General features: G+C 46.3%; 8 protein-coding genes. 7 read left to right on the top strand and 1 reads right to left on the bottom strand.

Translation table 11 applies throughout. The features are described 5' to 3' along the window. Positions 1 to 46: 46 nt before the first annotated feature. The 3 genes from QZW47_RS01750 to QZW47_RS01760 all read left to right on the top strand — a co-directional run bounded on the left by QZW47_RS01750 (position 47) and on the right by QZW47_RS01760 (position 6,183). Entirely contained in the window at positions 47 to 1,945 is a 1,899-nt protein-coding gene (locus tag QZW47_RS01750; RefSeq protein WP_293122807.1) for a GAF domain-containing sensor histidine kinase, read from the top strand. Between the two features lie 856 nt (positions 1,946 to 2,801). Further along, positions 2,802 to 4,451, top strand: coding sequence for a group II intron reverse transcriptase/maturase (gene ltrA, locus QZW47_RS01755; RefSeq protein WP_293122811.1), 1,650 nt, complete (start codon positions 2,802 to 2,804; stop codon positions 4,449 to 4,451). Positions 4,452 to 5,352: 901 nt separating this feature from the next. Continuing rightward, positions 5,353 to 6,183: a GAF domain-containing protein gene (locus tag QZW47_RS01760; protein WP_293122814.1), complete on the top strand. Its 831-nt coding sequence runs from the start codon at positions 5,353 to 5,355 to the stop codon at positions 6,181 to 6,183. Between the two features lie 355 nt (positions 6,184 to 6,538). Here the strand turns inward: QZW47_RS01760 and QZW47_RS01765 are convergent, their stop codons facing one another. Continuing rightward, positions 6,539 to 8,077: a PAS domain S-box protein gene (locus QZW47_RS01765; protein WP_293122817.1), complete on the bottom strand. Its 1,539-nt coding sequence runs from the start codon at positions 8,075 to 8,077 to the stop codon at positions 6,539 to 6,541. A gap of 659 nt (positions 8,078 to 8,736) precedes the next feature. On the opposite strand from QZW47_RS01765, the gene QZW47_RS01770 reads away from it, so the two are divergent. The 4 genes from QZW47_RS01770 to QZW47_RS01785 all read left to right on the top strand — a co-directional run bounded on the left by QZW47_RS01770 (position 8,737) and on the right by QZW47_RS01785 (position 12,634). Continuing rightward, entirely contained in the window at positions 8,737 to 9,387 is a 651-nt protein-coding gene (locus tag QZW47_RS01770; RefSeq protein ID WP_293122819.1) for a DUF3386 domain-containing protein, read from the top strand. 14 nt (positions 9,388 to 9,401) lie between these two features. Beyond that, positions 9,402 to 9,554, top strand: coding sequence for a hypothetical protein (locus tag QZW47_RS01775; RefSeq protein ID WP_293122822.1), 153 nt, complete (start codon positions 9,402 to 9,404; stop codon positions 9,552 to 9,554). Then, positions 9,526 to 9,765, top strand: a complete 240-nt coding sequence (locus QZW47_RS01780; protein ID WP_193975189.1) for a NifU family protein — start codon at positions 9,526 to 9,528, stop codon at positions 9,763 to 9,765. The genes QZW47_RS01775 and QZW47_RS01780 overlap by 29 nt, the downstream gene beginning before the upstream one ends. Before the next feature lie 565 nt (positions 9,766 to 10,330). After that, positions 10,331 to 12,634 (top strand): glycoside hydrolase, encoded by a 2,304-nt coding sequence (locus QZW47_RS01785; protein ID WP_293122855.1) that lies wholly within the window; start codon positions 10,331 to 10,333, stop codon positions 12,632 to 12,634. Positions 12,635 to 12,689 lie beyond the last annotated feature (55 nt).

A 12,689-nucleotide genomic window follows, 5' to 3' on the forward strand; every position in this document is an offset into this window, starting at 1 on the left:
AAAACTCAATAGTCAAAAATCCGAACTACTTTTATCCCCAACTCTGATGGACCATAACACAGATTTTCGGCGGCGATCGAGCCTCGCCTCTACAGCCTTTTTTCAAGAGTTAGGGGCAGAATTAGTATTTACCCAAGACGCAAAGGGTAGATATCTATCTTTTTACTGGCAAAAAGCCGAGCAGTACAACCTCACAGCAGTAGAAATTGTCGATCGCCCCCTGAGCGAAACTCTGCAACCCATCGCCCCTGAGCCTTATCTCGAGATTTTGCGTAGAGCGATCGAAACCCTCGTACCGGAACGGTTCAGCTATCAATTTTGGCGCGCCGGACAATATTTTCTGTTCGATTTGACAGTCACTCCGGCGATCGAGTCAAACGGCCGAGCCACCAAAGTCTTGGTGATGGGAAGGCTGCTGTCTGACAAACCCCCAGAATACTCGCCAGATTCCCCTGAATTCATACCTTACCCTGCTTTAGCATCCCCGTCGGACGCCCGCCAACAAATGCTGTATCCAGCCAGCCGCATCGGTCGAGCGCTCCCTCCGTACTCGGAAATAGATCGCAAAATCATCTCCCAAATCGCTCACAACCTGCACAGAACCCTCGACCTAGACACAATTTGGCAGCAAACAGTTAACAGTTTGGGTCAAGTATTGAACGCCAGCCGCTGCATCATCTGTTCCTACAAAAAAGACAGCGAAAACCTCAAATCCTCCCCGTCGTTGGCCTCAGAAAACCCGCCAAATTTGTCAACCCCAGCAGCCGAATTTCCACACTCAATTGCTAGCGATACGTCGCCTCCCCTGTCATCGGCTCAAATCGAAAATCTCCAATCGAAAACTTTTAAAGTAGTAGCCGAGTACCGCCAAGAACCTTACTCTTCCATGCTCGGATTAGAACTGCGCGCAGCCGAACAGCCAGGGTGGATTCAAACCTTAGCCACCTTAAAACCCGTAGCAGTCGATTACGCCTCCCCCGTCACGGATCTCTTCCAACGCCATTCCGTGCTCGTAGCAGCTACTTCCTACGAAGACCAACCCAATGCCTTGATCTGTTTGCACCGCTGCGGCACTTCCCCTGCATGGAGTCCTGTCGAACTCGAATTCGCCCGCGAGTTAGTCGCTCAAGTCGGCAGCGCGATCGCCCACGCTACACTTTACCAAGAACTAGAAGAGGCCCGCGCCGAAGCCGTAGCTCTTTCCCAGCTTAAAAGTCAATTTCTTGCCAATACTTCCCACGAACTCCGCACCCCCCTCAACGGCATCCTCGGCTTCCTGAAACTGGTTGTAGACGGCATGGCCGATGACCCCGAAGAAGCGCGCCAATTTATCCAAGAAGCTTATAAATCGGCAATACACTTGTTCAACGTGATTAACGATATTTTGGATATCGCTAAAATTGAAGCTGGCAAAATGCAGTTAGACTTAGCACCAGTCAAACTCAGCGAACTGTTGCAGCAAGTAGAGAATTTTACCCAAGTTCAAGCGCAGCAAAAGCAACTGCAATTTCAGATCCAAAAACCCGCCCCCGAAAACGAAATTATTTTGTACGGCAACTACCAACGCCTGTTGCAGGTAATGTTGAACCTGACCGGCAATGCCATTAAATTTACCCAAGAAGGGGGCATTCGCATCAGTGCCGAGGCGATCGAGAAAAAAGTGACATTTCGCGATCGCGAGTTCCCCGGAATCGTGAAAATCCGAGTCGCCGATACAGGAATTGGCGTTTCTCTCGACAAGCAAGACAAATTATTTGAGTCATTTTTTCAGGTAGACGGCGCTCGTACCAGGCAATACGGCGGCACCGGTTTGGGATTGGCTATTTCTCAAAAACTCGTAGAAGCAATGGGCGGTACGGTAAATTTTTACAGCATGGGTGAAGGACTCGGCTCAACTGTTACTTTTACTGTACCGCTGTATCAAAAACCACTCTTTAAAAAATAAACTGCGCTAATTGGTAATTGGTAATTGGTCATCCGGACGTTGCAGCAATCAGGAATCTGGAATGACTAACAACCACAAACCCAGCCACAATACCGCATCAGGAAAAAAATAGCTATAGGGCAATACGGTTCACTTAAAATTATCCTTGGAGATGAACGCTATACATGAATGCGATCTGCGATCAAAGCCATCTCCTTGTCAATTTTTCTATTGTTTTCCCTGTTGTCATCTCCTAGCGCGACTTGAAAAGGTCGTTTAGTCCGAGGAGCCTACTCGTCTAAGGGATTCACACCCCTTACCCTCACGTAAAGAACTCCATTTAGAGTTCGGTCACGCCCAAGTAAGTAATGAAAACGGCGGAGTGCAGACCACGAAAGTAATCGATACTGGAAGCCTAATCTGGTATAGAGGCAAGAGGGAGTTCTCACACGATGAATATAAATGAATTGTCGTTTTAAACTACGTCATGGCTCCCGGGAGCCAAATCAGGCTGATAGGCTCTAACCAAAAGGTACACGGGCAGATTCAATGTTTAATTGTCATTGAATCGTGTGAATATAAATCCCGTCGTAGAATAGACAGCATCTAAATGAGGACAGATAACTAAACGATACAACAAGGTAAACCCTACAGAGTCTAAGAGAGGTCGAATACTCTTAGTAAGTCCGAGGCAACAAAGACAGAACTCTCTGGAGGGTAGAGGATGGATGATCAAGCGAATGCTAGCTTGTAATGAGTTAGATAGAGGTTCCAAATTTGCCTCTGACCGAAAGGAATAGCAGACTTCATCTGGGTCTTATACGAAAGACAAATGTTAAAGAAACTAAATCTGAGGACAAGTTAGATGGAGACAGTAATGTCTACAAACCGACTAAGGAAACAACTAAAAGACTGGAGCCATATTAAATGGAACAAAGTCTATAAACTTGTTAAGAATCTACGACAACGAATCTTTCGTGCTAGAAAACTTGGTAACTTCAAGACTCTACGGAGTCTACAAAAGTTAATGCAACGAAGCTACGCAAACTTATTATTATCTGTTCGACGTATCACTCAGACCAACAAAGGTAAAGCAACGGCAGGAATTGACAAAGAAATAATCAATACCCCAGCGCAACGAGTGACCCTGGTAAATACTTGGAAAGGAGAAATCCCTCAACCAACCAGACGGGTAGAGATACCGAAGCCCAATGGTAAGAAACGACCGCTCGGAATCCCAACCGTGCGCGACAGAATCGAACAAGCAATAATAAAGAATTCACTAGAACCTGAATGGGAAGCCATGTTTGAGCCTAATTCCTATGGATTCAGACCAGGCAGAAGTTGTCAAGATGCAATTGTGCAAAATGTCAATAGACTATTACACAAACAACAAGGCAGTAATGACAAATGGGTTTTAGAAGCAGACCTTCGAGGATTCTTCGATAATATTGCTCATGAATCCATCCTCAATATGATTAACAACTTCCCTAAAAGAAGCTTAATTCAAGGATGGTTAAAAGCTGGATTCTTCTTTGAAGGGAAATACAATCCCACAGAGAAAGGCACACCACAAGGGGGCGTAATCTCGCCATTGCTAGCCAATATAGGATTGCATGGACTAGAAACTCATTTAAAGTCCACCAACCCGAAATTAGGTGTGGTTCGATATGCTGACGACTTTATCGTCACAGCTAGAGACAAAGGGAGTCTCGAACAAACCCAACTCCAGATTCAGCAATGGTTATCAGAAAGAGGACTAGAACTAAGCGAGGAGAAAACGTGTATAACGTCAATGGCAGAAGGTTTCGATTTTCTTGGATTTAACCATCGCCACTACAATGGTAAGCTTTATGTCAAGCCATCTCAACAAAAAGTCTTAGACTTCTGTAGACGGATTGGCAAAGAAATAAAAGTTATGAATGGAGCCAAACAAGAAGAACTAATCGCCAAACTAAATCCGATTCTCCGAGGTTTTGCTAATTATTACAAAGGTCAAGTTAGTAAAGAAACCTTCGGCTACATATCATCAAGAGTGTGGCAATACCTTTGGCGTTGGGCGAAGCGTAGACATCCCAACAAAAACTCAAAATGGGTTTATAAAAGCTACTTCAAGACTATAAATGGTGTTAAATGGATATTTGCTTGTAATGTAAGCAACCGCTATGATAAAGAAATAATCATGTCTCTATATCCCATAGCATATACCCCCATAGAACGCCATGTTAAAGTCGCAGGAACAGCTAGCCCAGATGACCCCTCGCTACAAGAATATTGGGACAAAAGAAACCAAAAATTGGGCAAATCCTACTGGGCAAAAGGTAGCAAATACTATCTAGTAGCACAAAATCAAAATTGGAAATGCCCAGTCTGCGGACAGTCTCTATTTAATAGCGAGGAAATCGAAACCCACCACATAGTACCTGTTGCTCAGGGCGGCTTAGACGACATAAGCAATCTTCAGCACCTACACACACCGTGTCACAAACAGGTACATATAAAAACCAAGACAACTAGCTTGAAGTAAGGCTTGAGCCGGATGAGTTGGAAACTCTCATGTCCGGTTCTTAGGGGAGGGGAGAACGGTGACGCTCGAACCTTACCCTACAGTGAACCGTATTGAGCTATAGGAGTTCTCAACTTTCGTGAGGTACTGGCCATTTTTTTTACCTTTTCCCCAATTACCACTCTGTAGCACCCACTAGAGCATTGCTATATAGCCTGCATCGCATACATGAGGTACAACTTGAGGTTTAAGATTTAAGATTTTCCATTGTTCGACTTCAGATTAGCCCTGCGGCTCCCCGAGCCGCCTTCGGATTGAGGAACTGTTAATTAATTGGTGAATACCTCATCTTTCTCAGAATTTCTAGATCGCTGTATCCATAACTTTTGTTTCTCGCATACAAAGTTATCCACAATTAACTGGCAATTATCATAGTGTGTTTTCTGTGGCTTCCTAGTATCATTTGTTACAACTTCCGCTACCAAGCTCCCCCCTTAGGTATTTTCTACTCAGACCGTCGCCCCGTCAATTCCGTGTCGCCTTCAGAAATCGCATCAGTTGAACCCGATGGGTACGGATAAGACTTCACCTCGGTCTGTCCCCCTGAAGGCTTCCACCACCCAATCCATCTCTGCAACACGCACTTCACGAGAGCTTAACGCCAAGTCAGAGGACTAACTCAGATTCAGCACCCTAATATAAAGAAATATTAAGAAAAATTGACGCTTCACATTTTATGTGAGAATCATAAAGATATGATAAAGTTCATGAGTCTGCCAAGTATTTTTTAACATTGTGTGGCAAAATATAAGTGTAATTACGTATATCCCGAGTAGGACAATCTGGGGCTGGCAAGTTCACTAAATTCCTGCTGTGTTGGCGGGGTGATACAATTTTGCCAGTTTTAGAGAAAACGGTTGCTATGAATCAGCAAATATCAGCTCAATCGCAAAAACTGTTACTCCAAATTGGTAGAAAGATTCGTCGAAGTTTGGATCTCGATGCCATTTGGGAGCAAACCGTAAATAGTCTGGGACAAACACTAGGTGCCAACCGCTGCATCATTTGTCCTTATCAAGGTTCTAACCTCCAAGTCAAAGTAGCTGCTGAATACTGTCAAGAACCATTTCTACCCATGCTGGGAATAGAAATCTCGCTGAGATCAGCACCTCATATAGTTCAAGCTCTAGCCACCCTCGAACCGGTGGTAATAGATGGTTTTCAAACCGACGATCCTTTTGAACGAAACTCGGTGCTAGTGGTGGCTACGGCTTATCAACAACAACCTAATGGTATAATTAGCTTGCATCGGTGCGAGAAGGGAGTGTCGGGGAATGGTAAGACCGATCAACCTTGGACTGAATGCCAGATCGAATTCGCACAAGAACTTGCCGATCAAGTCGGAAGCGCGATCGCCCTGGCCACCCTCTACCAGCAAAACAGCCAGCGATCACAAGAAATATCTCAGCTCAAAAAGCAATTTTTGATGACGGCATCCCACGAGATTCGCACTCCCTTAAATCACATCATTGGCTATCTTCAACTAACCGTAGATGATATGGCCGACGATCCAGTAGAGGAGAGAAGTTTTATCCAAGAAGCTCACCGTTCGGCTCTCCACCTTTCCAAGGTAATTGGTAATGTCTTAGATTGCATTCAGGTAACTGAGGCTTGCCAAGCCCACGCAGAGTTAGCCGAGTTGAGAAGTCAGGAAGAATCTCAGCAACAGTCAAAATTGAAGCAGCATCTGTAAAAAGTTGGCTGTTTAGCGTGCAGACAAGTCTTGTGCCTAGAAAAGCCGACATTTGCATCTATGGATGGCATTTAGAAATTCGGCAGCGGGTTAAAAACTATTTTTAGGTCATAACGGTTTACTAGAGTAGGGCCTACCGATTACTTCAAGTACCATCCGGGTGTGTTTTTCATATTATTTGCGTCGCCAGACACCGATTCAATAGGTTTGAGTGTTCCGAATCCAAGTTTCCATAAAGCTCACACAGTTAAAGTCCTGACTGCCAACCTACAACACTTATTTTAAGTGAAACGAACTCGCCAGCAAAACATCGCTGTGCAAGGATTTTTTAATTTTTAACTTGTACTCAATAGCCCTACTTATCGCTATTTTTCTTGGGGATTTTGGAAGGGCTGACATAGCGCGCCCAAAAAGGTTCTTCCATATTTTTGAGTGCGGCTAGTTTTTGACGTTCCTCCTCTATCCGCTTGCGTTCAGAAAGGTCTGAAAAGATGTTGATAGTGCCGAGGATATCGCCGCCAGGATCTCGCACGGGTGCGGCCCACATCCAAACATTGATCGAACTACCATCTTTTTTCAACAAACACACTTCCAAACCATTTTGCAGTTTGCCATTACACGCAGACTTCAGCACCCCGTAAAAATCCTGCTTTTGTCCTTCCAGAATATTCTGTAAAGGTTGCCCCAACACCTCAGCGGCAGTCCAGCCAAAAAGTTCTTCAGCGGCGCGGTTCCACGCCACAGCGGTGCCGTCATTGCCGATACAGTTAACCGCCAGCGGCGCCGATGCGATCTGGGCTTGCGAAACTTCATTCGCCAGTTGCAGCTTCAATTGTACTTGCTGGCGATCGGTAATTTCCTGACAAACGCCCCACAAACGGACAACCCGCCCTTCAGTTTTGTCCCAAACCGCTTGCCATGAATCCCGCACCCAGCGCACTTGGTTTTGGCGATCGATAATGCGATACTCGTTGGCTCCCGTGCGGCTAAAAGTACAACCTTCTAATTGTTTAATTAAGATTTCCCTGTCGTCAGGATGAACGAGTTCCAAGCTCCACCAACCAGAGGATTTTAATTGTTTCGGAAGGCTGCCAGTGCAGCGCTCAAAAGCTTCTGTAGCCCACTCTGGGGCGAACTTACCGTCTGGCAGTACCTGCCAAGAATAGGCAAAATCCGAAGTAATTTGCGATATAACTTTGTAGTGCGATTCCGACTCCCGGATTGCGATTTCTGCTTGCTTGCGTTCCCCGATTTCGCGCGAATCGATCAGAATTCCCTGCAAGCTAGAATCGTGAAGCAAACTGTTACCGATCGACTCCAAGTAGATCCAAGAACCGTCAGCGTGACGTTTGCGATATTCGATCGGTTTCCCAACTCCGGGATTTTCTAGCAGCTTACCAAAATAATAGCGCCAAGCCAGCAAATCGTCTGGATGGATTAACTCGCCGTGAAACTTGCCAATTCTTTCTTCTGAATTGTAACCCAAAATCCGCTCTAGAGCTGCGCTGTGGTATTTTACTCGCCCGTCGGAGCCGATAATACTAATTATATCGGGAGAATTCCGCAGGGCTGTTTGCAGTTTAGCTTCGCTTTTAGTCAATGCTAGATTGTCCCGGCGGTGCTGGCTGATTTCTTTGTCCAACTGCTCCTGTAGCTTTCTGAGTTGCGTTGTTTGCTGCGCCACAGTGCGTTCCAACAGGTGATTGGTTTTTTCTAGTTCAACCAGCTTGGCTGCTTTGCTGGTGGCGCTTTCAAACTGGCTGCTCGCTGCCATTTCCTGCAAACTATTTGATAGCTCTTCCACAGCTTTTTTTAAAATTGCCTGTTGGAAGGGCGGCAAGTCTCTAACTTGTTCCTGCAACCTTTCTAAATGTTTGTAGACTGATTCTAGCATTTTATTAATGGGAGTTTTATCTAATAGTTGCTAAAGGTGCAACCCTTCATTCAGTTGACAGTTGACCAGGCACAGTTGACAGTTGATAGCCACAAAAGCGCAGTCGTTGGATTGACAGTTGACGATTCACAGAAGATCCCGCTCGCCTATCACAGGGTTGACATCGACCTCTACCTGGAACCAAGAGGATGGGAGTAACGAACAGTCTGATTTTAATTTCTCCCTACAATTGATTCGCTTTCAACCAATCCTTTCTGGTAACAAGCCAATACCAGTTTTTTTTAAGATAACCCATAACTAAAACTGCTGTAGGACGATCGACCGCGATCGATATAGCAGTTCTCAGAAAGATGAGGTATTAATCCCTCAATCCCTCAATCCCTCAATCCCCCAATCTAAAATCTAAAATCTAAAATCTAAAATCAGAACCTGTACCTCACCTTTTTGACAAAGGCTATACCTCCAGCCATTTCGTCACTTGACGATCGGATCGTAGCAACCAATACATGACAGTAGATTTTTGTGGCGATCGAACAAAAACCCACTAGCACCATCTGTCCAAACCCACAGGCGAGATTCGGAAACCCGCCTGTGCGCTGAACTCCGCGCCCGAAGCGGTTAAGCTAAACTAGATGGGTGTTAAATAGAAAGAGAGATTTATGACAGAGCCAGCTAACGCTCGCGATTTATTTCGCGCTGCTTACGAACACCGTTACACCTGGGATGCCAACTTTCCCGGTTACAGCGCCGATATTGAACTCAAACAAGGCGACGAAGTATATACGGGTCATGTTTCCATAAAACCAGACATGACAGTAGAAGTCAGCGGTATTGCAGATGAGGAAGTAAAGCAGAGCGTTTACACCCAAATGCGGGACATTGTTACCCATCGGAAGCGCTCATCATTTGAACAATCTCACGGCAAAAATACTTTCACCTTGGGCGAGAAGGACAGCACCGAGGCTGTGGATATTTTAGTCCAAGGCGACTCAATGGGGTCGAACTATAAAATCCGAGGTCTGTCCATTTCTCAAGTCAGCCGTGTGATGGGCCGCATGGCATTCGTAATTGACACGCACAAAAGCTTAGAGACACCCGAAGGTTCTTTGGCGAGTCACTACGATGCCGTTTTCCGCAACCCCCAAACCAACGAAATCGTCAGAGAACTCGAATTTGAAGATACCTTTGACAAAATAGGCGACTACTATGTGATGACCAATCAAGTAGTGCGATCGAAAGAAAAAGGTCAACTGACAACAACCGAGTTTAACTATTCCAACGTCAAACTGCTAGAACCAGCAGTAGTTTAACCTTACAGGGTAGGGTGCCCGACAAGTCGCGCACCCTACCGATCGAAGTTGTGCGTGCAACACGGCTGTATTTTGCAGCAACTCAGGATACGATCGAACCTAACAAACAGCAAAAAATCATCACAAAGGCAAAAAAATATGACGACACTAGCACTAACCAGAGATAACGTCGAAACAGTTCTCGATGAAATGCGCCCCTACCTGATCTCCGATGGCGGCAACGTCGAACTCGTAGAAATCGACGGCCCGGTAGTACACCTGAGACTGCAAGGAGCTTGCGGCTCTTGCCCCAGTTCCACCATGACCCTGAGAATGGGCATTGAACGCCGCCTGCGCGAGGCTATCCCTGAAATTTCTGAAGTCGAACAGGTAATGTAGCCCGGTAGTGAGTAATTCACCAAAGAAGGAGACGGAAGCCCCAAGCTAAAGACACGGGAAGCTACTCTGCTGCTGTTTCAACCGCCCAAGCACAGCAAAACAAGATCGAATTAAGCATAATTGCCATGCCTCTTGTACTGGTAGTTGTTTTTGAGCCTGTAGAGGCGAATTGTCCACAGCTTTAAGACTAAGATTATGGTCTTAGCAATCCCCTTGCCTTTTCAGGCGAGGGAGATGCCAAAGCACTCTATAGCAATCCGATGTGAGTCTCAAAAGATAACGACACCTTGTCTTGCTATACTCCTTCTCTGGCAAGCATTCGAGGTTTTCCATATCTAGAAAATCAATTAGGATTGCTATATCAATACTTTTGACAGTTTTTTAACGACCCCATAAGCCAGAAAGAGCAAATTCTGCCATTTTTAATGTTTTTTTGAAAGTTAGCACTCTTACTCAAACTTTCAAAAAACAGTCCACAATAGAGCCAGTATGAATTTGGGGAACGAAGTAGAATTTATTGGAAAGTTGCACAAGACTTAACTACCTCATTCATAACTAATTACCAATGTCACACCCTCTCTACGTCGCCTTTATTTGGCACCAGCACCAGCCTTTGTATAAATCTCGGGCATCCGCGGCTGGGTCAGACATTAGTTCCAGGTCAAACTCGCCGAGCTTGCAGTCACCAAAATTTGACCCCCAAGCAGATAGCTACCGACTGCCTTGGGTGCGCTTGCACGGAGTCAAAGACTACTTAGATTTAGTGCTGATTCTGACCAAATATCCGAAACTGCATCAAACAGTAAATCTGGTTCCGTCCTTGATTTTGCAGATAGAAGATTGCATCGCAGACAAAGCATTAGACCCTTACTTGGCGGTAACACTAAAGCCAGCGGAAACCTTAAGTAGCCAAGAACAAGAATTTATTTTACAGCACTTTTTTGACGCCAATTACCACACCCTAATTCAGCCACATCCCCGCTACGATCAACTCTACACTCAGCGGCAAGAAAAAGGCATTCAGTGGTGTTTGGCAAACTGGAAGTTGCAGGATTATGCCGACTTGTTGGCGTGGCACAATTTAGCTTGGATCGATCCGCTGTTTTGGGACGATCCCCAGATTGCAGGCTGGCTGAAACAAGGACAAAATTTCAATCTGGCAGACCGAGAAAATATCTACTCAAAACAAAAAGAAATCCTCGCCAGAATCATTCCCCAGCACCGTAAAATGCAAGCAGAGGGACAGTTGGAAGTCTCCACAACTCCCTATACGCACCCGATTTTACCGCTGCTGGCTGACACCAACGGCGGCCGCATAGCTATTCCCAACATGACGCTGCCACAACATCGGTTTCAGTGGGCAGAAGATATTCCCAGACACTTGAGAAAAGCCTGGGATATGTATCAAGACAGATTTGAGTGTCAACCGCGGGGTTTGTGGCCGTCGGAACAAGCAGTCAGCCCGGAAATTTTGCCGTATATTGCCAAACAAGGCTTTAAATGGATTGTCTCGGATGAGGCAGTATTGGGGTGGACAATTAAACACTTTTTCAACCGGGATGGGGCGGGGAATGTCTGCGAACCAGAATTGTTATATCGCCCTTACCGTTTAGAAACTCCTGATGGCGATTTGGCGATCGTATTTCGAGATCACCGATTGTCTGATTTGATTGGGTTTACCTACAGTTCCATGGAACCGAGAAAAGCAGCGTCAGATTTGGTGGGACACTTAGAGGCGATCGGCAGAACTCTCAAACACCGACAGTCAAGCGGCCAAACAGCTTTAGAAAATCCCTGGTTGGTGACGATCGCCCTAGACGGCGAAAATTGCTGGGAATTCTATCCCCAAGACGGCAAACCGTTCTTAGAATCGCTCTATGAAACCCTCAGCCACAATCCAGATATCAAATTAGTCACCGTCTCGGAATTTCTCGACCAATTCCCCGCCACCGAAACAATACCCGCCGCCCAACTGCACACAGGTTCTTGGGTAGACGGTTCCCTGACAACTTGGATCGGCGATCCGGCAAAAAATCGCGCTTGGGACTTGTTAGAGCCGGCGAGACAACTGCTCGCCAACCATCCGGAGGCCACAGAAGAAAGCAATCCCGAAGCTTGGGAAGCCCTGTATGCAGCCGAAGGTTCTGACTGGTTTTGGTGGTTTGGCGAAGGCCACACCTCAAACCAAGATGCCATGTTTGACCAGCTCTTCCGCGAACACGTAGCCGCAATTTATCAAGGTCTGGGCGAGCCTGTACCGCCGTCGGTGCTGCGGCAAGTAGAGGCCCACGAGGTTCAAGGCGACCACCTGCCGCTGAGCTTTATTCACCCGATTATCGACGGTATCGGCAACGAACAGGATTGGGACAAAGCCGGTCGGATTGAAGTTGGGGGAGCCCGGGGTACGATGCACCGGAGTTCGGCAATTCAGCGGCTGTGGTACGGGGTTGACCACTTGAATTTTTACCTGCGTGTTGACTTCAATGCTGGAGTGCGCCCGGGTATTGATTGCCCGCCGCAGTTAAATTTGTTCTGGTTTTATCCCGATCGCACGATGCAAAACAGTCTGATTCCGCTGTCGGATTTGCCCGACGAAGCACCGCTCAACTATCGATTCCACCATCAGTTAGAGATTAATTTGCTGACGAAATCGATTTGGTTTCAGGAAGCAGGAGAGCGCGATGAGTGGCATCCCCGCATCAGCCGCGCCCAAGTGGGATTGGATAAATGTTTGGAGGTAGCAGTACCCTGGGCGGATTTGCAGATTCTGCCCGACTGGCAAATGAGGCTGGTTGCGGTTTTATCTTCCGGGGAGCGCTATTCTACCTCTATGCCCGAAGATGGTTTGATTGCGATCGGGATGCCGTAGTCATTGGTCAGTTGTCATTAGTTATTGGTCAGTGGTCAGTGGACAGTTGGCAGTT

It is taken from the genome of Microcoleus sp. bin38.metabat.b11b12b14.051, assembly GCF_013299165.1.
Classification (GTDB): domain Bacteria; phylum Cyanobacteriota; class Cyanobacteriia; order Cyanobacteriales; family Microcoleaceae; genus Microcoleus.